The following is a 21,614-nucleotide window of genomic DNA, read 5'->3' on the forward strand; positions in this document are numbered from 1 at the left end:
ATTTGCTTTGGAAAACATTACGTTTTCCAAAGTTCTCTTAAACCTATTATGATATAAGAAACTGTATGAACAATCTTAATCTTATGTAATAATACACTAAATTTTCGGAAATATAAATATAGGAAATTCTTGTTTAAATAGAAGAGGATAGGAATGCATGAAAATCAAAAAAGGATATTTGGTGAGAGAAATTGCCGACTGTTATATTGTTGTTCCAATAGGGGAACGTGTCATCGAATTCAAGGGAATTATGACGCTCAATGATACAGGGCATTTTATTTGGCGGTGTCTGGCTGAAAATATCTCTTACAATCAATTGTTGGCTTGCATTTTGGAGGAGTACGAAGTAGATGAGGCTACAGCCAAAACTGACCTGGATGTTTTTCTTCAACGCGCCCGAGATAGCGCAGTGCTGGAGGAATGAATATGGAAAACAAAAATAACGAGCTTTCCCGCAAGTGGGAAAGCTCGGAAATTACCCTTGCAGGATATGCTGCCCAAAGACACGTGCCTTTGGGTGGCACTTTCGAATTAACCGCCAGATGCAATCTGAAGTGCAAAATGTGTTATATACGTTTGAATAAAGTTCAAATGGAGTTGATTGGCAGGGAAAAGACCGCAGCGGAATGGATTGCCCTTGCTAAAGAAGCAGCCCAAGCAGGTACCTTAAACTTACTGCTTACCGGCGGGGAACCGCTTTTGCGGGAAGACTTTGGCGAGATCTATTCCGCGCTGACGATGATGGGATTTATCATTACATTGAACACCAATGCCACGCTGATTAATTCTAAACTCATCAAGCTGTTTAAAAAATATCCGCCAACGGCGACCAACGTAACCTTATATGGTGCTTCACCCGAGACCTATCAGTCTATTTGCGGCAGCCCCGATGCATTCCAGAACACAATCAGAGGTCTGGAAATGCTGGCAGAGGTTCCGACCGTCCTGGAAGTCCGGACCACATTTGTACAGGATAACCGCCATGAACTCAATGAAATCCGCGCAATCGCCAACCGGTATACGAAACGCTTTGCGATTAATACGACGGTCAATAAAGCCATACGCGGAGTATCAAAGGATGTGGAAAGCTGCCGGTTAACTCCTGCCCAAATATTCGATCTTTCCGAAGCAAACGCAGCATATTATCGGGCCTTAAACAGTGAAGCGGAATCTGCCCTGGAGAAGAATATGGATACCGACAACCATGTCAAAGCCAGAGAATATGGCTTTGATCTGCCTCCTAAAATCATCACTTGTCTTGCAGCCAAATCCATGTATTGGATCACCTGGGACGGCAAGATGCTGCCCTGCGGTTCATTCGTCTGCCCCTACACGATGCCTTTTGAAGAAGGATTTCAGCCCGCCTGGGACCGTCTTCCTGGTTTGTTTGAAGATATCTCGCTGCCGCAGGAATGTCTGAAATGTGAACTGGCCGACGGAAGATGTGCTAACTGCCCGGCGATACTTCAGACCGAGACAGGATCCTTTGATCAGATTTCTGAATATATTTGTGAAGTCTCGAAAGAGAGAGCGAAACGCTATAAAGAATAATTTAATTATAATTGGTGTTTTTATGAAATCAATACAAAAATGGAAACATTATCAAATAGACGAAATTCGACAATAATGCTATGCTGAACATAAGGTCTAATGTTTTTGTGAGGTATTTATTAATGAAGAAAAAATATACAAAACCAGCACTTGATACAAAAGCCTATGCTCAGTTTGAGAATGTATTTACGGCTTGTAGCAAGGGCAATGAAAAAAAAGCCGGTTGTTTTCCCAGCGCATATGCAACTCCAAGTTCCGGCCACGAATATTCTGCAGCTTATAAAACTCAGATCAGCGGATAATCAAATCAGTTTTTGAAAGGCACATCGAATGTGCCTTTTTTGCACTTTGGGAGGGGATCTTTTGCCGCAATATCACATTGCAAATTTAGTGCTCGAAATCACCGCTCCGGAATGGGCATTGCATGAAAACCTCTGTTTCTTTGCGATTGAAAATGGTCAAACGGATGTGTTTTGCCAGGTTGTATTTGAAAAACGTCCTGATGAACCTGACGAAGGAGCCATTATCATTGCTAAAACGCCGGGGACATCAATATATGAATACCAAAACCAAATATACAATGTAAGCGGCGATGAAAAGGATATTCCTTCCTTTGTTATCACGGCCAAAGATTTTCTTTTGTGTACGATGTTCGTTGATCCGGAATACATGGATGCCAAGGACAGTGATATCATCCAAATCGTGAGAAACGGCCTATTTGCTTCTCTGCGGGACGTTGTGATTGGTGCCTTGGTGCAAAGAAGCGGGCTCATCATCCATTCCAGCACCATCATTCGGCAGGGTAAGGGAGTGATGTTCTCGGCGCCATCGGGTATCGGAAAGTCCACCCATACCCATCTTTGGCAGCAGTTGTATCAAACGCCGGTCTTGGACGGGGATACCGCTGCCTGCAGGATCGTTGACGGAGTCCCTGTCGTCTATGGCCTTCCCTGGTGCGGGACTTCCGGTGAATTTATCAATACGAGTGTTCCTCTGGAGGCGGTTGTATTTCTTCAGCAGAGTCAGAATAACAGCCTTACAAAGCTAGATTTGCAGGAAGCCATTCTGCGGCTTGCTGCCAGATGCTTTCTTCTGCCTTGGAACGAAAAACTCATGAATCAATACTTCGATACGGTCCAGGAAATTGCTGAAAGCGTGGATTGCTATCTTTTAAATTGCCTGCCTGATGCAGAAGCAGTGGAGTTGGTGAAAAATTGCCTGGAAATGAAAGAAACCGGAATTTGATTCCGGCTGTACAATGGTCCAATGCCTTACTGCCTTTTCTCGCTGAAGGGCATAGCTTAAAATTACCGTTGGAAGGCTCAAGCATGGTTCCCCTGCTCGTGGGAGGAAGGGACGAGGTGCTTCTTGAGGAAGTCTCAGGGAAGATACTTCGAAGAGGGGATATCGTCCTTTATATCCGGCAGGACGGAACGCATGTCCTGCACCGGATTCATCATATCTATAACAATAAGTACTTTATGCTGGGGGATGCCCAGACCTGGATTGAAGGACCCGTTTATAAGGAAGATATTCTGGCAGCCGCTGTTGCTGTGATCAGAAAAGGAGAGACGATCACATGCAGTTCAAGAGGCTATCGATTTATTTCCGGCCTTTGGCTCGTGATGCGTCCGGTAAGACCGCCGATCCTGAAAATGATTAACCGTCTGCCGCTGCTGGTGAAAATACTGCAAATTATCCTGCGTCCAATTCAGAAATAACTTCATGAACAAGTTTGACGGCTTTTTGATCTGGCCGGCATTGCATTAGGTAGACAGGGGTAGAAGCAATGACTTGGGCAATATGATCAAGTGCCAGGTCCATCAAACGCTGGTCGTGATAAGGCAGAAGAAAGCGGGGGAGCAGGCAGGATGATAGTTCCGACTCCTGGAGCCTGTGCAGGCTGTTTTCCTTACTTTGCTCCAGGACGAATATCGCCTTCAGCCGGGCGCTGGTATTTCGGTGTTTATGACTCGAACCACACCAGGGAGTGCCATGGATTGTAATTTTATCCGCAGAAAGCCTTAAGAGAGGAGTGTCGTCATTAATGACAGCTGCACCCTTATAGGTTTCCCACAATTGAGCTTGGGTGGATTTCCCTGTACCGGCAGGTGCGGTAAAAATGATTCCTTTATCCTGCCACTTGATCGCGGAAGCATGGAGAATGATCCCTTGATGAAGCAGGACCAGGTTGCGGAACACCAGATTGCTGAAAAACTTAAAGATTGTAAGCGTAAGTTGCTGGTCGGAGAGATCTTTGATATATTGGACGGATATCTGCCGCCAGTCCTTATCAGCCGTTAATTTGCATACAGGTCCAGACGGATAAAGCGGACTGGAAAGACAAACCGAATACCGATCTCCGCTGTCACCGTGGGAATACCAGATTAAACCGTCTTCGTAGAGAAATTTTTCCTGAGGAGAGGATAATTCCGAAAATTGCAGAAAATTCACTTTGCAGTCGGCAATTTCGTTAGATTCGGAGACGTAAGGCCCAAATTCTTCGGGTATACTATTTTCATCTGCATGAAAATCTATAGTTATCCCTGCGATATCATAGCGCATAAATCACATTCTCCGATCCATTTATCTATATAAATAATACGAGAGCCTGGCATTATGTCAGGCTCTTTAGATAATATTGTATAATTTAACAGAATTTAAAAACCTTTGATTGTAGGTTCACTATCACCAAACCAGGATAAAAGCTTATCAACAAAACTACCCGCTAAAATTTCAAAAGAACCTCCCGCAAATCTTTCTTCCGGTCTTAGTGAGGTTATGGTACCTTGCGGTTTGACATAGTTCTTTTTCATGCGAAACCCCTTTCTATGTGTAAACAAACATCTTTAACGAGAATCAATATATTGTTAATAACAAAACATTAAAATAATCTAATCTACTATGTGATTAAAAAAAATAGACAATTCCATATAATAAGGATAATACATAGAATTTATTTTGGCAAGGATTAATGGCTATTGGCTAGAAGTTTTCTAATCAAAACCAAAAGAGTTTATGCAAAGCAAATGATTTATTTATGTTACTTTGATGTTAAATTTCCCAATATGTGAAAAAATGGTAGGAATTAATTCGGTAATATATTACAATGTATATACATAATATTTATACTGTAAGTTCAAAAAGGGCAAACCGGTTGAAAGGCCGGCACGCAAAGTTAGAAGTCTAAGGTATCCTACCGTATGATTCCCAGAAGGTGAAAGGTACTATGATTGTTCGACCGCTACGAAAGTGGCAGTTTTTTTGTTGCCAAAGCCCAAAATCACCCGTGGGGTGATAGAAATTTGGGATTAGCCGTTGTACAATACGATGTTGTGGTTATTCAGAAATAATGTCATCAATAAAAATTTAAAAAATATGAGGAAAAAGCAAAAATCTATTGTAAAATAGAATTGCGAAGGAAGAGTGAGAGAAGAAAAAACGAATTAATCAATTTTTCTTAAAGAAAAGTAAAACTAATGCAAATAAACAATCACTTTGAAGGAAAAATGATGAGATCGTCGAATAGTTAAGGTCTCAGGAAGAAATTGCTAAAATTGAGTTTGATGAGTTAAATCCTTCATTCAAATACATAGGGATCTAAGCTAATTCTATAGGGGATTAGCATTGATTATTAAGAGTAAATGGGGGGGAGAAACAGTGGATAAAAGAAGCAGATTTGCCTATGCAAATATCATACAAGTAATTACTGATATAATTTTTCTATTTGGAACTTATGCCACCTCCTATTTTATTGCTGGGAATATAACCAACTTATATGCGATGAAAGATTACCTCTGGATACTCATTATTTTTGCCCCGATCTGGATCTTGATCATGAATATTTATCGTATGTATGATAATACGACTTTCTACTATTTAGACCGTGTATTCCGTAATGTTTTGTTTGCTACTATTTTCTCAGGTTTAATCATTGGATCGATGTTTTTCTTTATCAAAGAGATCAATACCAGCCGAATATTTATAGGGGTATTTTTCATTCTGTGTTTGATCATCATGTTTTTAGAAAGATTAGCTCTAAGGTATATTTTCCGTATGGCCAATATTAATCATCGGATGAGAATCATTCTTGTATGCTCGCCTGAGACATATTTATTGTTTAAAAAATATGTAAGAAAAACTACTCTTCGCTACACTATTAATGGGGTTATCAAAGTTGATGACCAAGACATTGATGCAAACGAGCCTTTATTGGGGCAGCTGGATATGGGCTCCTTTGAAAGCATTCTCAAAAAACAAGTCGTGGATCAAGTTGTATTTGCTTTGCCAAGGGACTATATTCTGGAAATTGAACCCTATATGAATACCTGTATGCAAATGGGAATAACCGTACAAAATGTACTGAATTACAATCTCGATCTGGCGCGCGTCCATAGTTCTATGCTGGGGCCAATGCCGGTGTTAACTTTTTATAACGTAGGCCTAAATCCTGTTCCTAAAATGATGAAACGGGCAATGGATATTCTCGGGGCAGTTGTGGGAATTATGATTACCCTAATTGCATCAGTTATTATTGTGCCGGCAATAAAACTCGATTCGCCTGGCCCGATTTTCTTCAAGCAAAAGCGGGTCGGTCGATATGGTGAATTGTTTGATTGTTATAAATTCAGGACAATGTGCATTGATGCCGAAGTAAAGAAAAAAGAATTAGAGCAGATGAATGAATATAAAAACGGTTTATTCTTTAAGATTGAAGACGATCCAAGAATTACCCGGGTTGGTGCTTTTTTGCGCAAGACGAGCCTTGACGAATTCCCTCAATTTTTTAACGTCCTAAAGGGAGATATGAGTCTGGTTGGGACACGTCCGCCTTTGCTTGACGAAGTCGCTCAATATGATATTGAGCACTGGCGCCGTATTAGTATTAAACCCGGTATTACAGGAAATTGGCAGATAAACGGAAGAAGTAGCATTAAAGATTTTGAAGAGGTCGTAGCATTGGATACTCAGTATATTGACAAGTGGTCGATTTGGTTGGATATTATGATTTTATTTAAGACTGTTTTGCTTGTTGTTAAGAGAGAGTCGGCTTTTTAAATTATTATATGACCCTTTTCATGCGCCATTTGCCAAGAGACGTTCTATTTAAGGAGTAAATAATGAACATTTTAATTGTTTCTGATGTATATATCCCAAATGCCAATTCATCTGCGGTTTTACTAAGAGATTTGGCTTTAAGTTTGAAAAAAAAAGAGATCAATGTTTATGTTTTAACATTAAGAGAGAACAATACAAACGTAGAGAAAGATACTCCTGTGACAGAAGAGAATGGAGTCAAAGTCTTGAGAGTCAATAATCTGAAGAAAAAAAACGTAGGCATGATTCGCCGGGGATTAAGTGAGGTAATGTTACCTTATCTCTTATATCGTAGTTATCGTAAATATTTAAGGAACATAAAACCGGACGTTATTATTTGTTATTCTCCGCCAATAACACTTGAGAGGACAATAAGAAGACTAAGAAAGAAATACGGGTCTCGAGTTTATTTGGTCCTTAGGGATGTATTTCCACAATGTGCAATGGATGTTGGTGTTTTAAAACAAGAGTTTATTTTTGATTACTTCAAAAAAATAGAGAAACAGCTGTATAGGGTATCAAATTTCATAGGAGTTCAGTCCCAAAGCGATTTAATGTCTATCCGTAACCATCAATGGATTGATAAAGAAAAAGTTGAACTTCTATATAATTGGATAGACATTTCTCCTTATGGAAAAGAGATTAATAGAGATTTTCGCAGTGAATTTGGGGTAGGAGATAAAATTGTATGTATTTATGCTGGAAATATTGGAAAATACCAGGAACTGAGTTTCCTTTTTGAGTTGACAAAATTAAACCGAGATAGAGAAGATGTTATTTTTTTAATTGTTGGTTCGGGCAGTGAAAGCCGGGAATTGAGAGAAACATATAAAAATTTTAAAAACGTAATGTTTAAAGAGTTTATTGACCCAAAATACTATCCGGATCTTGTAAGGCAATGTGATATCGGGCTGATTAATTTGAACAGAAATCTTACAGTTCAGAATATACCCGGTAAACTTATGGGATATTGGTGTTCTAAATTGCCAGTTTTGGCATCAGTAAATTCCGGAAATGATTTGCTAATGATGATGAAAGTGGCTAATGGAGGATTTTGCTCAGTCACAGGAGACTTAGAATCTTACAACCAAAACTTTAATCGACTTTGCAGTGATAAGGAGTTAAGAAAAGAAATGGGAATATCAGGGCATCAGTTCGCACTGGAACATTTTTCAGCAGATAAAGCCAGAGATAATATTCTAAGACATTTTGGAGAAGAAGGTAATGTTTAAAGGAAAAAGATTGTTGATAACCGGTGGAACCGGGACATTCGGTAACGCTGTCTTAAGAAGGTTTCTTCACACGGAAATCGAGGAAATCCGTATTTTTTCCCGTGATGAAAAAAAACAAGATGATATGCGGAAAGAACTTAAAAATGAGAAAGTGAAATTCTTTATTGGAGATGTACGGGATTATCAGAGTGTTGCCACGGCCATGCCTGCGGTCGACTATATCTTTCACGCCGCAGCATTAAAACAGGTACCTTCCTGTGAGTTCTTTCCGATCGAAGCTGTTAGAACCAACGTGTTTGGCACAGAGAATGTTTTAAATGCTGCCATTGCTTATGGAGTTAAGAAAGTAATTTGTTTGTCTACCGACAAGGCAGTTTATCCAATCAACGCCATGGGGATCTCCAAAGCGATGATGGAAAAAGTGATGATTGCGAAATCCCGAACCGTTAATTCAGAAAACACCATTATTTGTGGGACCCGTTACGGGAATGTAATGGCCTCTCGTGGCTCAGTAATTCCACTTTTTATTCAACAGATTAAAACCGGCATGCCGTTGACCGTAACAGATCCTAATATGACCCGGTATCTCATGTCAATCGAAGATGCCGTTGAACTTGTTTTGTTTGCTTTTCAAAATGCGAGACAGGGGGATTTATTTATTCAGAAGGCACCTGCGTCAACAATAGCCGATTTGGTTCAGGCAGTTAAAGAAATCTTTCAGGCTGATAATGAAGTAAAGATTATCGGGACCCGACACGGTGAAAAAGTCTATGAAACGCTTCTTTCCCGAGAAGAAATGGTAAAGGCAGAAGATCTTGGAGGTTACTATCGAGTTCCTGCGGATACCCGGAGTTTAAACTACGATCAGTATTTTGAGTCAGGTGATGAAACCCTTAGCACTGTTGAGGAATATAATTCCCATAATACTCATCGGTTAAATATTCCTCAGGTAAAAGAACTGCTCTTAAGTCTGAATTATATCCAAGGGGAATTAAAGGAGTGGTAAGACTATGACAACAGTTCTGATTACCGGGGCTAACGGTTTTATCGGGAAGAATCTAATTGCAACCCTTAACAATGATATTCAAATATTAAAATATGATATTGATAATTCCCTTGAAGAATTGAAAGAATTTACACGCAGAGCTGACTTCGTATTTCATCTTGCCGGTGTTAATAGACCGCTTGATACCAGCGAATTCGAAAAAGGGAATAAGGGCTTTACAGAACTTCTCCTGCAATTTTTAAAATATAACCCAAAGAAAGTCCCAGTTCTGATGACATCTTCAATCCAAGCGGAATTAGATAACCCCTACGGGCAAAGCAAAAAAAGCGCGGAGCTATCGGTTCAAGAATACAGTAAAGAAACTGGTGCATCTGTCTATATTTATCGCTTGCCAAATGTGTTTGGCAAATGGTGTCGCCCAAATTATAACTCCGTAGTCGCAACATGGTGTTATAATGTCTCTCATGGACTGCCTATTCAGATCAATAATCCCGACACAGAGTTGAATCTTGTGTATGTTGATGATGTTATACAAGAGTTTATTAACGCTTTTAACGGCAGTGAATCCAGGTCGGAAGATGACTACTGCTTTGTTCCCAGGACATTTTCGGCAACACTAAAACAGGTTGCTGATACGCTAAATGCCTTTAGAGAAAGTCGGAATACACTTATCATACCAAGTTTCAAGGGAGAGTTTGAACGATTTTTATATGCAACATATCTCTCGTATCTTCCAGAAAATAAATTTGGGTATGAACTGGAAATGAAACATGACCAGCGTGGGTGGCTTGCTGAGTTTATAAAGTCGCCAAGTATTGGGCAGCTCTTTATTTCCCGGACAAAACCTGGTATTACCCGGGGTAATCACTGGCATCATACCAAAGTCGAAAAATTCTTAGTCATTGAGGGCGAAGCTGTTATCAGATTTAGGAAGATCGACGCTAAAGAAATTATTGAATATCGGGTTTCAGGTGACAAGTTGGAGGTATTGGATATACCGACTGGCTATACCCACTCCATTGAAAATGTGGGTAATACAGATGTAATAACCCTGTTTTGGGCGGATGAGATTTTTAACCCGGACAAGCCGGATACGTATTATTTGGAGGTTTAACCTGCATGGCGAAGCTTAAAGTAATGACTATTCTTGGTACCAGGCCAGAGATTATCCGTTTGTCAGCAGTGATAAAGGCTTGTGACCGTTACTTTGACCATATTTTGATTCATACCGGACAAAATTGGGACTATACATTGAACCAAGTATTTTTTGAAGACCTAGGTTTGCGCGAGCCGGACTATTATTTGGATAGTGTAGGGAAAGACCTGGGTGAGACAATGGGCAACATAATCGCCAAATCTTATGAAGCATTGCAAAAGGAAAAACCCGATGTTTTGTTGATCTTAGGGGATACGAACTCAGCGCTTTCAGCCATTTCTGCGAAACGTCTCAAAGTGCCAATTTTTCATATGGAAGCAGGCAACCGTTGTTTTGATCAGAATGTACCGGAAGAAATTAACCGGAAAATTGTCGACCATATTTCGGACATTAATTTAACGTATACAGAGCATTCCAGGCGTTATTTGTTATCTGAAGGTTTCCGCAAGGACCATATCTTTGTAACTGGTTCTCCGATGCAGGAAGTTTTGCAGAAACATATGGATAAGATCGATGCCAGCACTGTCCTGGAAGAGTTGGGATTAGAAGCCGGCAAGTATATCCTTGTCTCAGCGCATCGAGAAGAAAATATCGATCAGGAAGCCAATTTCTTGTCTTTAATGACAGCGATTAACAATACTGCTGAGCGCTACGGTATGCCGGTCATTTACTCGATGCATCCCCGCAGTAAGAAGTTTATTGAGCAAAGGGACTTTGTATTTCATCCGCTGGTTCGAAGTTTGAAGCCTTTTGGATTCCTGGCCTATAATAAACTTCAAAAGAACGCTTTTTGTGTACTCTCCGACAGCGGGACTCTTTCTGAAGAAAGCGCCATGCTTGGGTTTGCAGGTATTTTGCTAAGAACCTCTACCGAAAGGCCTGAAGTTTTGGATAAAGGGACGGTGATTATTGGCGGCATAACCGGCGATGATATTGAGCAGGCAATCGAATTGGCTAAAGAAATGCAGGATAACAATGAGCCGACGGTTTTGGCGTTGGACTATGTAGATTCTAATGTATCAGTAAAAGTTGTTAAACTAATTCAGAGCTACACTAAGATTGTTAACCGGGTTGTGTGGGGGAAATAAGGTAGTTCAAGAAGAGGTAAGGATGAAATTATCTTTTATCAAAAAAATTGATCAAGAAATCATCCACTATGCTGATGACGTTCAAGTAATCAGCAGTAAGTTTAATCGGATAAATATGAAGAATCAATCCGGTGAAAAAAGCATCAAGCTTTCGCTTTCATTCGTCAAACAGTTATTGGGCAAATTTCGTCTTACTCGAAGGTTTCTCCGACTGGACAAAATGTGCGTAATCCCTACAACGACTGGTTATGTTGTTTTTTGGCAAGGCGGGGTTTATCATCTAAACTTTGATTTCTTCACATTGCGTCACATAATGACGATGACGGGATGCCGTAATCCATTACATAATGCTGTCGCTAATGTTGATGGCAGCGAGTTGTTTTTTGGTGAATATGGCAGACCGCATCCTGAAGGAAAATCGATCTACCGCAGTCTTGACGGCGGCATTAGTTGGGAAAAGGTTTATCAAATTTCTTGCGATAAAATCAGACATATTCATTCCTGTAATTGGGATCCATATGAGAGAAAGATCTGGGTTTTTACCGGGGACTTTGAGGGTCAGTCCCATGTGATCTGTGCAGACAGAGATTTTCGAGAAGTCGAATGGATTGGCAACGGTTCACAGCATTATCGGGCAATAAATCCCCTCTTTGAAAACGATTCCATCCATTGGATCATGGATTCCCCCTTGAAAGAAGTACACCATGTTAGGCTTGATCGGCAAACGAGGCAGATAGAAATTAAACAGACCTTTCCCGGACCGGTATGGTATTCCAAAAAGTTAAATGATGGCTATTATCTGGCAGCCACAGCTCAAGAAGTCGGCCCTTCGCATCAAGATGAATGTCTGCATTTTATGGTCAGTAAGGATTTGGAACAATGGGAAGATATCGCTCAGTTTAAGAGCGATCATATGCCCAAGGGACTGTTTAAGTTTGGCGTGATCGGATTTGCCGACGGCAAACAAAACAGGGATAACTTCTATCTTTTTTTTGAAGCGGTTAAAGGGTATGACGGGAAATCCTGCTTATGTCAATTGGAAGACTAGCATTTATTAAATATAAACTTGGAAAGAAAATGCAACATGAGGGAGTAAACATGACTGAAATAAATGAACATATATGTGTTATATCCATGGGTTATCCGACTGACGATAACCCGGTGTTTACTTTTGTTGATCAACTCGTTTGTGCGTTAGCCGATTTAGGAGTAAAATGTTCAGTAATCTCTCCTCAAAGCATCACCAAAAGCATAACAAGGGGTGTAAAGCTGAACCCCACTGTATGGTCGAAGAAAACCAAAAACAACCATATTATTGATATCTATCAGCCCAAATTCATCTCATTTTCCGAAATAAAAGTGTTTGGTTTTGAATTAGGACAGGTTTTATATGATTTCTTTTTTGAGCGGGCAGTAAAAAAAGCATACAAAACAATGAAGGAAAAGCCTAAATTACTGTATGGGCATTTCTGGAACTGTGGATTCGTAGCGGCTGCCATTGGCTGCCAGGAAAAATTACCGGTTTATGTTGCTTGTGGTGAAGGTGAACTCATTATTCGTGAGAGCTTTCTGCGGAGGAAAAGAAGACTATTAGAATGCATCAATGGCGTGATCAGCGTATCAACAGAGAATAAAGCAGAAAGCATTAAGTTAGAGCTTGCCGATGAAGAAAAAATCATCGTTATCCCCAATGCTGTGGATCAAAGCAAGTTTTATAAAATGGATAAGAATGAAGCCAGAGTATCTTTGGGTTTCTCTGAGGATGATTTTATTATCGCTTATACGGGGTGGTTTTCGCAAAGAAAAGGATCAAGAAGAGTTTCTGAGGCAATAAAGAAGTTGGATAACGTAAAGTCCGTTTTCATCGGGAGCGAAGAGGATTCACCCACTCCAAAATATACGCCTGATTGTGAAGGAATCTTGTTTTGCGGGAGGCTTCCTCATCAAGATATTGTGAAATACTTAAACTGTGCCGATGTGTTTGTTTTGCCGACGCTTGCTGAGGGCTGCTGCAATTCGATTGTCGAGGCAATGGCTTGCGGGCTGCCGATTATTTCTTCCGACTTACCTTGCAACGATGATATTTTGGATGAAAACAACTCAATTAGAATTGATCCTCAGAGTGTTGATGAGATTGCTGATGCTATTCGGTTTCTCAAGGATAGCCCCGATAAATGTCATAAGATGGCCGAAGCCTCCTTACAGTTAGCTTCCCAACTGACTATCGATAAAAGGGCAAGAAAGATATTTGATTATATTATGCAAAATAAATAACCTGTCATAAGATGAGGTGAAAACTTGAACATCCTTCAATTATCTGTAATTATAATGATAATTTATTATGTTTATTTTGACCAAGCTATTTCAAACATACCTGGTTTGACAATTCTTTTAAGTATTGTCATGATAGCTTGTTTGCTTTTTTATAATTTTAAACAGCGGTTACAGGGTGGTCTTATAAAAGAATTGTCATATGAGGGTAAAGCCTATATTATTTTTTTTGTTTTAATTTTTATCCCGGGGTTAATTACTTCACCTTATATCAGTTCTTATTTGCATAGTTATCTTAAGGGTATTCAATTTGCCATTCTCTTTGTTTCTGTATTTTTTTTGGTTAAGAACAATAAAAATATGGATTTAATCTTTAAGATACTAGGATTTTCAATATTAGCCTATGCTTTAACTGCATACTTTCATGGAGCTATCGAACCTGGTACAGGAAGGCTTATTGTATCAGAAAGAGGGGAACCAAACGGATTAGCATTAATGATGTTTTTAGGAATTGTAATTGCCACTTATTTGTGGAATAAAGGACTTATATATAAAGTATTAATTATAGGATACATACCAATCGCTTTATCCAATGTGGCATTATCAGGCTCAAGAAAAGGTTTTATTGGTATGGCAGTTTTCCTTTTCATATTTTTTATTTGTGCAGTTTTACCTTCTATAAACAAAAAGAATATAGTAGTTTTCCTAGTAAGCTTTACAGTTTTAATTGCTCTTGCCGTGATTTTGTATGATTGGTATCTGCCTATATTTTCAAATTCTATCCTATTCGAAAGGTTTGGTTGGAATCTTGGAGATGAATCAGTTACTTTACGTGTGGAAATGTATCGCGTAGCGCTAGATCTATTTAAGCAATATCCGTTTTTTGGTGTTGGATATGACAACTTTCAATATCATAGTGGAATTGGGAAGTATTCACATTCAACATATGCAGAAGTTTTGTCTTGTACTGGTATTATTGGAGCTGTTACATACTTTTCAATATATATCTCTCTGACATTTAAACTTATAAAACTGTATATTGCAAAGTTTAAACAGAAGCTACCTATTTATACTGAAGGAATATTTTTAAGCTACATGTTAGTTGACATTATTTTTTGTACCGTAAGAATAGATTTATATGACCCAATAATATTTGTGTTATTTGGGTGTATGGCTAGTTACTGTAAAATTAACGAGATAAATGATTTAGGAAAGGATAAGCATTTTTTACACACTTAGTTTATTCACTTTTTGAGTTAACAAGAGTGTGGTTAGAAGGGAGACTGTTTTGTGCAGTGGAGTAAAGTCGGTGAATATATTTATAATCCCTATAAAATTGTCAACTATCTCGGAAATAGAGGAAAATTAAACTTTCTTTCAGACGAATTATTTTTAGAACTAAAATATCGCGCATGTTTTAATAAAAAACTTGATCTAAAGAATCCAACTACCTTTAATGAGAAGCTCCAATGGTTGAAACTTTATGATCGAAGGCCAGAATATACGCAATTGGTTGATAAGTATGCCGTAAGGCGGTATATTGCAGAGACAATTGGAGAGGATTATTTGATACCATTATTGGGGGTTTGGGATAGATTTGAAGATGTAGATTTTAATCAGTTGCCAGAGCAATTTGTCCTTAAAAGTACGCATGATTCAGGGGGGGTTCTCATCTGTCGGGATAAATCTGCATGGAATATAGATGAGGCCAGAAAAATAATTAATAAGTGCCTAAAACGTAATTATTATTATTATGGACGTGAATGGCCATACAAGAATGTTCCTCATAAGGTAATTGCAGAGAAGTTTATGACTGATAGCAGCAATGGATTGATTGATTATAAATTCTTTTGCTTTAATGGTTTTGTAGACTGTGTGATGATTTGTATAGAAAGACATTTGAATAATCCCCAATTCTATTTTTTTAATGAAGAATGGGAGTTACTCCGTCTGAATAAGCGAGGGATGGCTGTACCTCAAGATTTTACGCTACCCAAACCCCAATGCATAGATATGATGTTTAATTTGGCAAGAAAGCTGTCGAAAGGGATTCCATATCTTCGTGTAGATTTCTACGAGTGCGATGAAAAAATCTATTTTGGTGAATTGACTTTTTATCCGGACAGCGGGTTTGATATAAATATTACTGATCAGGCTAATGAGCGATGGGGAAAACTAATTGATATAGGAGAAAGAAAAATATGAATATAACGATTATCGGTGTTGGGAATGCTGGATCAACAGTTGCAGTTGATTTAACATTGAAAGGACATAGGGTTACGTTATTGAAGACATCAAACAGTCTTCATATGGAACATTTTAAATATCTTAGAGAAAAAAGAACATTATCAATCGAAGAATGTGGGGAAATACGTACAGCAAATATACACTGCGTTACAACAAATTTTACAGAAGCGCTCACCTTAGATACAGATTTGATTATTCTTTATATTCAGACAAACTATCATGAGTCAATTATTAAGCAAATTGTCCCATATTTGCATGATGGACAGATAATACTTTTTGAACCTGGGTATTTGAGTACAGCTTATTTGCTAAAGTATACTTCCAAAAATATAATTTCGGTTGAAGCTGAAAGTTCACCGATTGATTGTCGTATCGTATCTCCCGGGATTTGTTCTGTTTTGTTTAAAAATGTACGAAACCCTGTTGGAGTTTTTCCGTATTCAAGTGCGGAGAATACTATGAAAAAGCTTGCTGAACTTGATTATCACTTCTATCTGTTGGATAGCGTAGTGGAAGCAGCGTTACATAACCCCAATTTAATCGTTCATACTGTTGGGGCAATTATGAGTATACCTCGTATTGAATACTCGAAGGGCGAATATTGGATGTATAAAGAGGTATTTACACCGTCTGTATGGAATTTAGTTGAGACACTAGATTTTGAGAAGATAGAAATCTTGAAATATATGGGCCTTCAACAACAAAAATACGTAGATGCATGTAAATTTAGAAATTTTGAGAACCTTACTATTGATTCACTTGAAGCTTTCTATGACTATGCTAATAATTATTCGCCCAAAGGGCCCGATGTGCCTGATTCTCGATACATAACAGAAGATGTTTCGCAAGGTCTTTGTTTGTTAGAATCCTTGGGAAAAGTTTTTTCAATATCGACACCTGTAACGACTGCATTAATCGAGATTGCGTCTAAATCTCTAAGGAAAGATTTCCGGATGTGTGGAAGGACTATTGAACGACTGGGTGAAAATAATATTAAAAAAATATTAACAGACCATATAACTTACAAATCATAAGATACATTTAAAGGAAGCTTGTTTTATTGAATATTTATTGAGGAGTAGGTGATCCATAAGAATCTTGATTGGAGGAGAGTATATTGAGATTTATTATAACAGGTCTCGAATATAAGGGAATAAACATAAAAAACATAGAGCATTTATTTAAAATTAAAAAAGGTATATGTAAAATATGAAGAATAAAGTACTCAAAAATTCTTTTTTATATACATTTAACTCTATCCTAATCAAAGCGTTAGGTTTTTTACTTTTACCAGTATATACATATTTCCTAACGCCTAAGGATTATGGTATTACAAATCTTATTGCTGGTTTTACTTCTGTAGCTTCTTTTGTTGTGGCTTTCTCGTTATATTCTGCAGTGACCAGGTTTTATGCTGATTATAAAAGTGATAGAGACAAATTAAAACGTTTTTACGGCACAGTTTTGACTTTTGTTTCACTCTCTGGCATTGTCTTCGTAGTTCTTTCAATTGTTTTTCAACGCATATTATTGAGCTTATTTTTTAAGGGATTGGATTTTTATCCAGTTGTTCTAATTGGTATCGTTGGGGTTTTATTTGGCTGCATATATACTGTCTATCAGAATATTTTACAGGGTATGCAGGATAGTAAAAAGTTCACAATCACAAGCGTCATTTATTTTCTTTTTAATGTAGCTTTAAATCTAATTTTTATAGGTATTTATAGATTGGGAGCAACAGGGGTTCTATTGGCAGGTTTAATTGCCAATATTACGTTTTCAGTTTATGTAGTATTCGATCTTCGAAAAAGTGCTTTAGTAATTTTTGGGATAGATAAGCATCTTCTTCATGAGGCATTGAAATACTCCCTTCCGATATTACCGCATAATCTGTCAACTTCAATCGCGGATTTTTTCTCGCGTATTCTGCTTAATAGTTATAAATCCCTTAGTTCTGTTGGATTGTTTAGTATTGCTACACAATTTGGTTCAATTGCTGATATGATCCAAGGCTCTGTAAATATGGCATTTGCTCCTTGGTTTTATGAAACAATGAATAAAAATAATCCAGAGAGCAAGGAGGAAATAATCAGAATTAGTGATTTATTGATACGTTTATATGGAATTATTTTTTTAGGTATAGCACTTTTTTGTCAAGAAGCTGTAATGCTGATGACAAATAGCAAATACGTATTGACCTGGACGGTAATCCCTATTCTAGTATTTGCATTTTCTGTTAAATCAATATATTTTTTCTATGTTAATGTTTTATTTTATTATAAACAAGCTTCAAAATATATTTTTCTAGCAACCCTTACCGGCAGCCTTATTAACGTACTAATTAGCTTTCTGTTAATTCCAAACCTTGATATGTATGGAGCAGCTCTGGCATTCGTGGTTGCAAAGATTATTGTGGTGATTATTGTAGTTGTATTGAGCTTGCGTTTTGATAAAATAGGTTATAAATTAAGCAAAATGATTATGCTTGTAATGATCAATGCAGTTTTTTGTGCGGTTGGATTATATTTTAGCTATACAAAGTACATAACAGTGTTTAATCTTTCTAATTTTTTATATAAGATTTTAGTTTTTGTTCTTTACACAGTTCTTATTTTATTTACGTTTAGAAAACAAATTAATGAACAGTTTCGGAATAGAAAAATTTTACAATTATTTAAGATAAAACACAGTTAATTAAGGGGATACAAAAAATGGAAAAGAAAATCAAGGTTGGAATAATAACATTAGTTTCAACTATTAATTATGGGACTGCATTACAAGCATTTGCGACACAAAAGGTATTTGAAAAAATGCTTGGTAAAAAGTATGTTGTTGAAGTGTTGAATTTTGAGATTTGGGATGGAAAATCGACTACTGAGACTGATAGGAATAATTCATTTAGAAATAAATTGATAAATACATTACATAAATTATTAAGAGTAAGATTAAATAAAATATATTCTTACAATAAAATGAAACGACTAATGAAGGAATTTGTAAAAAATAACATTAATACTTCACCTTATAGTTATTGCCCTTCATACAAAGAAAGCTTAGACTTTTTAATTAGCAGGAATTATGATGTTTATGTGTCTGGCAGTGATGAAATATGGGCAAATAAACCAGGAAAGCCTTATCCTAACATTTATTTTATACCACCCCAGCTTAAGGGACTAAAAATCAGTGTTTCTTCTTCTGCAAATCGTGGTGATATTAGTAAGTTAACAGAGTTTCAAAGGCAAGAATTAACTGCATCATTAATGAATTATGACTTTATATCTGTAAGGGATGAAAATACTAGATGCTTTGTTTCTAATTTCACAAATAAAAAAGTAAATTTATTATTTGATCCAACTTTATTGTATGACTTTCCATTTAGAGATTTTAGTAATAAAAAAATTATTAATGCAAAAAAGAATCAAAAGAAAATAATATGTTTAATGATTTCAGATAAAAAAATTGCGAATGAGATTATTGAAAAATATGCTAAAGAGTACCTAATTGTTTCTATTTATGTTTTTCATACAAAAACATGCTTACTGGTACCGTCACCTTTAGAATTTGCAGCAATATTTAGGAATTTTGATTTGGTGATAACTAATTTTTTTCATGGTACAGTATTCAGTATAAAAAATGATACTCCATTTATTTCTATTGATAAAGAAGAAATATATAAGACATACGAAAGTAAAATAGCTGATTTATTACGGAGGTTAAACCTTAAAGATCAATATTTAACGATGTGGGATAATAATGGAGAGGAAATTTTTAAGCTACACGATAAAGTACAAGAAATGTTATGCTTAAACTCTGTAAGTTATTCAAATGCACGGCAGCAAATAAAGGAAGCATGTGAATTACAGTTCGAAGAAATATATAATTGTATTGGCTCTGTATATAATTAAAAATTCTTACTATTGGAGGGTTAAATGTATCTAAAAGATTTTTTGTTAATATTTAGACAAGAATACAGACAAGTTCGATTAATAAGAAAAATATGGATTAATGACGCTTATAAAGAGCGACGTATGACTTCTCGAATAATTTTAAATTGTCACTCTATTGAGAAGGGATTGTCTTTAAAAAAACCCCGCCCTGGGTTTGGAAAACAAAAAGTCGATAATATATTGTCTTTGATAGAGGAATATCAACGGTGCGGATATGATATGAACCATATATCAATTAAAATGGCGTTTGGTGTATTGAAGGAGTATATGATATACCAACAAGGAGAAGGAGAAATAGATCCACTACAAAAATCAGAAATAGAAAAAATTATTCCAAAAGCTTATTTAAGCAACAATGTAAAAACCGGTGGTACACAGAGAATAATAAAAAAGGATATCATGCAAAATGACAAGAAAGAGTTCGAACATTTGATAACAACAAGGCATAGCATAAGGGACTTTTTAGATGAAGAAATAAGCTTAGAGGATATAAAGGAAGCTGTAAAATTTGCCCTAAGGGCGCCATCAGCATGCAATAGACAGCCCTCGAGGGTATATATCACTGACAAAACTCAAAGAGAAATAATGAGTCAATATTTAGATGGAGTAGGAGGATTTGAGGCTTCAGCACAAAATTATTTGATTATTACTTCCGATATGTCTGCTTATCCGTTATCTGAAAAGAATCAATGGATCGTTAGCACAGGTATTTTTATAGGATATCTATCTTTAGCGCTTCACTCATGCGGTTTAGGTGCTTGTATTATACAACGTGAATTGTATGCAACGAAAGTGAATCAATCTATTGCCAAAGAATTTAATATTCCAGAAGAAGAACAAATAATATGTGTTATATGTATTGGAAAGTATCCGGAGACTTTTAACGTTCCTATATCCATCAGGTATGACGTTGAAGATATAATCAAAGTACTAAAGTAGATTTTATCATTCATATTAAGGTATTAGAGTTTAAGAGGTGAAACAAAGTGATCATACGCTCAAAAGCCCCTCTCCGTCTTGGTCTGGCCGGAGGCGGAACAGATGTATCCCCTTATTGCGATGAATACGGCGGGGCGGTATTAAATGCAACAATAGACATGTATGCTCATTGTACAATAGAACCGACTACGGATAATAAGATCGAATTTATTGCCCCTGACAGGAATGAATTATTTTCAGATAAAAGTAGTGCCTGTATTGAGATCGATGATTCGCTTCTTTTGCATAAGGGTATTTATAACCGGATTGTTAAGGACTTTAATAATGGAAAGCCTTTGTCTTTCCGGATGACGACATATGCGGATGCCCCAGCCGGGTCCGGTCTAGGCTCTTCTTCAACAATGGTTGTCGCGATGCTCAAAGCCTATATGGAATGGCTGAACCTGCCCCTTGGCGATTATGATCTGGCATCCCTAGCTTATGAGATAGAGCGTAATGACTTAAAGCTATCCGGAGGAAAGCAGGACCAATATGCGGCAACCTTTGGCGGCTTTAACTTTATCGAGTTTTTTAACGAAAACAGAGTAATCGTCAATCCGCTTCGCATCAAAAACTGGATAAAAAATGAGGTCGAGAATTCTTTGATTCTATACTATACTGGTGTCTCCAGAGAGTCAGCGGCGATCATTAATGATCAAATTAAGAATACGCAAGCCAAGGCAGAGAAAAGTTTGGAAGGAATGCATGAACTAAAATATTTGACCGTAGAGATGAAGAATGCATTTCTGAAGGGGGATTTTGACGCGTTAGCAGGATGCTTGAATAAAAGCTGGGAATCCAAAAAGAAAATGGCTTCGTCGATTTCAAATCCAATGATCAATGACATCTATGAATTTATCATGGCCAACGGAGGAAAGGCAGCGAAAATCTCCGGCGCCGGGGGCGGTGGTTTTATGATGATTATCTGCGATCCGAAGGAGAGATACAGCTTAGTCGAGAAACTGAATCAACGGATGGGTAAAGTTGTACTTCCACAGTTCACAGAAAGAGGAGCGCAGGCGTGGACTTTACGTTAAGAGT

At 37.4% G+C, this 21,614-nt stretch carries 21 protein-coding genes and 1 riboswitch; of the genes, 19 read left to right on the forward strand and 2 right to left on the reverse strand.

The genetic code is table 11. The annotated features are described in order from the left end of the window. Window positions 1-157: 157 nt before the first annotated feature. From A7D23_RS14710 to A7D23_RS14730, 5 genes are all read left to right on the forward strand, one after another. Window positions 158-424, forward strand: a complete 267-nt coding sequence (locus A7D23_RS14710; RefSeq protein ID WP_068884274.1) for a PqqD family protein — start codon at window positions 158-160, stop codon at window positions 422-424. 2 nt (window positions 425-426) lie between these two features. Then, window positions 427-1,551: a radical SAM protein gene (locus tag A7D23_RS14715; RefSeq protein ID WP_242871543.1), complete on the forward strand. Its 1,125-nt coding sequence runs from the start codon at window positions 427-429 to the stop codon at window positions 1,549-1,551. Window positions 1,552-1,673: 122 nt separating this feature from the next. Then, window positions 1,674-1,853 (forward strand): hypothetical protein, encoded by a 180-nt coding sequence (locus tag A7D23_RS14720; protein ID WP_068884278.1) that lies wholly within the window; start codon window positions 1,674-1,676, stop codon window positions 1,851-1,853. Window positions 1,854-1,914: 61 nt separating this feature from the next. Further along, a complete protein-coding gene (locus tag A7D23_RS14725) occupies window positions 1,915-2,796 on the forward strand; it encodes a hypothetical protein (protein ID WP_068884280.1) in 882 nt (293 codons plus the stop codon). Then, window positions 2,766-3,272 (forward strand): S26 family signal peptidase, encoded by a 507-nt coding sequence (locus A7D23_RS14730; RefSeq protein WP_068884282.1) that lies wholly within the window; start codon window positions 2,766-2,768, stop codon window positions 3,270-3,272. The genes A7D23_RS14725 and A7D23_RS14730 overlap by 31 nt, the downstream gene beginning before the upstream one ends. On the opposite strand, the gene A7D23_RS14735 is transcribed toward A7D23_RS14730, so the two are convergent. Further along, window positions 3,247-4,116, reverse strand: a complete 870-nt coding sequence (locus A7D23_RS14735) for a hypothetical protein (RefSeq protein WP_068884283.1) — start codon at window positions 4,114-4,116, stop codon at window positions 3,247-3,249. The two genes, A7D23_RS14730 and A7D23_RS14735, sit on opposite strands and share 26 nt — an antisense overlap. Before the next feature lie 95 nt (window positions 4,117-4,211). Beyond that, entirely contained in the window at window positions 4,212-4,367 is a 156-nt protein-coding gene (locus tag A7D23_RS16230; RefSeq protein ID WP_176714438.1) for a hypothetical protein, read from the reverse strand. Window positions 4,368-4,688: 321 nt separating this feature from the next. Beyond that, a riboswitch (cyclic di-GMP riboswitch) is annotated at window positions 4,689-4,800 on the forward strand. A gap of 411 nt (window positions 4,801-5,211) precedes the next feature. Here A7D23_RS16230 and A7D23_RS14740 point away from each other — a divergent pair. The 14 genes from A7D23_RS14740 to A7D23_RS14805 all read left to right on the forward strand — a co-directional run bounded on the left by A7D23_RS14740 (window position 5,212) and on the right by A7D23_RS14805 (window position 21,610). Next, on the forward strand, window positions 5,212-6,609 hold the full coding sequence (locus tag A7D23_RS14740) for a sugar transferase (protein ID WP_068884462.1): 1,398 nt from the start codon (window positions 5,212-5,214) through the stop codon (window positions 6,607-6,609). A 62-nt stretch (window positions 6,610-6,671) separates the two neighbouring features. Continuing rightward, complete coding sequence (locus A7D23_RS14745) at window positions 6,672-7,880, forward strand: glycosyltransferase family 4 protein (RefSeq protein WP_068884285.1); 1,209 nt, start codon at window positions 6,672-6,674, stop codon at window positions 7,878-7,880. Next, window positions 7,873-8,886, forward strand: coding sequence for a polysaccharide biosynthesis protein (locus tag A7D23_RS14750; protein WP_068884288.1), 1,014 nt, complete (start codon window positions 7,873-7,875; stop codon window positions 8,884-8,886). The genes A7D23_RS14745 and A7D23_RS14750 overlap by 8 nt, the downstream gene beginning before the upstream one ends. 4 nt (window positions 8,887-8,890) lie before the next feature. Then, window positions 8,891-10,000 (forward strand): NAD-dependent epimerase/dehydratase family protein, encoded by a 1,110-nt coding sequence (locus tag A7D23_RS14755; protein WP_068884290.1) that lies wholly within the window; start codon window positions 8,891-8,893, stop codon window positions 9,998-10,000. A 5-nt stretch (window positions 10,001-10,005) separates the two neighbouring features. Beyond that, on the forward strand, window positions 10,006-11,130 hold the full coding sequence (gene wecB / locus A7D23_RS14760; RefSeq protein WP_068884292.1) for a UDP-N-acetylglucosamine 2-epimerase (non-hydrolyzing): 1,125 nt from the start codon (window positions 10,006-10,008) through the stop codon (window positions 11,128-11,130). Window positions 11,131-11,152: 22 nt separating this feature from the next. Further along, window positions 11,153-12,178 (forward strand): hypothetical protein, encoded by a 1,026-nt coding sequence (locus tag A7D23_RS14765; RefSeq protein WP_068884294.1) that lies wholly within the window; start codon window positions 11,153-11,155, stop codon window positions 12,176-12,178. Between the two features lie 50 nt (window positions 12,179-12,228). Continuing rightward, complete coding sequence (locus A7D23_RS14770; RefSeq protein ID WP_176714439.1) at window positions 12,229-13,404, forward strand: glycosyltransferase family 4 protein; 1,176 nt, start codon at window positions 12,229-12,231, stop codon at window positions 13,402-13,404. A gap of 24 nt (window positions 13,405-13,428) precedes the next feature. Further along, the gene (locus A7D23_RS14775) at window positions 13,429-14,640 is read left to right on the forward strand and encodes an O-antigen ligase family protein (RefSeq protein ID WP_068884296.1); all 1,212 of its coding nucleotides are present in this window, start codon (window positions 13,429-13,431) and stop codon (window positions 14,638-14,640) included. Between the two features lie 51 nt (window positions 14,641-14,691). Further along, on the forward strand, window positions 14,692-15,606 hold the full coding sequence (locus tag A7D23_RS14780) for an ATP-grasp fold amidoligase family protein (protein ID WP_068884298.1): 915 nt from the start codon (window positions 14,692-14,694) through the stop codon (window positions 15,604-15,606). Continuing rightward, complete coding sequence (locus A7D23_RS14785) at window positions 15,603-16,682, forward strand: NAD/NADP octopine/nopaline dehydrogenase family protein (RefSeq protein WP_068884300.1); 1,080 nt, start codon at window positions 15,603-15,605, stop codon at window positions 16,680-16,682. Before A7D23_RS14780 ends, A7D23_RS14785 begins: the two co-directional genes overlap by 4 nt. 175 nt (window positions 16,683-16,857) lie before the next feature. Next, complete coding sequence (locus A7D23_RS14790; RefSeq protein WP_068884302.1) at window positions 16,858-18,342, forward strand: oligosaccharide flippase family protein; 1,485 nt, start codon at window positions 16,858-16,860, stop codon at window positions 18,340-18,342. A 17-nt stretch (window positions 18,343-18,359) separates the two neighbouring features. Further along, window positions 18,360-19,553, forward strand: coding sequence for a polysaccharide pyruvyl transferase family protein (locus A7D23_RS14795; RefSeq protein ID WP_068884304.1), 1,194 nt, complete (start codon window positions 18,360-18,362; stop codon window positions 19,551-19,553). Window positions 19,554-19,577: 24 nt separating this feature from the next. Further along, window positions 19,578-20,534, forward strand: coding sequence for a nitroreductase family protein (locus A7D23_RS14800; protein WP_068884305.1), 957 nt, complete (start codon window positions 19,578-19,580; stop codon window positions 20,532-20,534). Window positions 20,535-20,581: 47 nt separating this feature from the next. Continuing rightward, complete coding sequence (locus A7D23_RS14805; RefSeq protein ID WP_068884307.1) at window positions 20,582-21,610, forward strand: dehydrogenase; 1,029 nt, start codon at window positions 20,582-20,584, stop codon at window positions 21,608-21,610. Window positions 21,611-21,614 lie beyond the last annotated feature (4 nt).

This window comes from Dehalobacter sp. TeCB1 (genome assembly GCF_001707455.1).
In the GTDB taxonomy this organism is placed as follows: Bacteria; Bacillota; Desulfitobacteriia; order Desulfitobacteriales; family Syntrophobotulaceae; genus Dehalobacter; species Dehalobacter restrictus.

Bases quoted from the DNA above. Each gene is read 5' to 3' on its own strand.
- A7D23_RS14750 (WP_068884288.1), top strand. From the start codon at position 7,873: ATGTTTAAAGGAAAAAGATTGTTGATAACCGGTGGAACCGGGACATTC.
- A7D23_RS14735 (WP_068884283.1), bottom strand. From the start codon at position 4,116: ATGCGCTATGATATCGCAGGGATAACTATAGATTTTCATGCAGATGAA.
- A7D23_RS14790 (WP_068884302.1), top strand. From the start codon at position 16,858: ATGAAGAATAAAGTACTCAAAAATTCTTTTTTATATACATTTAACTCT.
- A7D23_RS14710 (WP_068884274.1), top strand. From the start codon at position 158: ATGAAAATCAAAAAAGGATATTTGGTGAGAGAAATTGCCGACTGTTAT.
- A7D23_RS16230 (WP_176714438.1), bottom strand. From the start codon at position 4,367: ATGAAAAAGAACTATGTCAAACCGCAAGGTACCATAACCTCACTAAGA.
- A7D23_RS14800 (WP_068884305.1), top strand. From the start codon at position 19,578: ATGTATCTAAAAGATTTTTTGTTAATATTTAGACAAGAATACAGACAA.
- A7D23_RS14795 (WP_068884304.1), top strand. From the start codon at position 18,360: ATGGAAAAGAAAATCAAGGTTGGAATAATAACATTAGTTTCAACTATT.
- A7D23_RS14755 (WP_068884290.1), top strand. From the start codon at position 8,891: ATGACAACAGTTCTGATTACCGGGGCTAACGGTTTTATCGGGAAGAAT.
- A7D23_RS14745 (WP_068884285.1), top strand. From the start codon at position 6,672: ATGAACATTTTAATTGTTTCTGATGTATATATCCCAAATGCCAATTCA.
- wecB (WP_068884292.1), top strand. From the start codon at position 10,006: ATGGCGAAGCTTAAAGTAATGACTATTCTTGGTACCAGGCCAGAGATT.
- A7D23_RS14785 (WP_068884300.1), top strand. From the start codon at position 15,603: ATGAATATAACGATTATCGGTGTTGGGAATGCTGGATCAACAGTTGCA.
- A7D23_RS14765 (WP_068884294.1), top strand. From the start codon at position 11,153: ATGAAATTATCTTTTATCAAAAAAATTGATCAAGAAATCATCCACTAT.
- A7D23_RS14720 (WP_068884278.1), top strand. From the start codon at position 1,674: ATGAAGAAAAAATATACAAAACCAGCACTTGATACAAAAGCCTATGCT.
- A7D23_RS14770 (WP_176714439.1), top strand. From the start codon at position 12,229: ATGACTGAAATAAATGAACATATATGTGTTATATCCATGGGTTATCCG.
- A7D23_RS14715 (WP_242871543.1), top strand. From the start codon at position 427: ATGGAAAACAAAAATAACGAGCTTTCCCGCAAGTGGGAAAGCTCGGAA.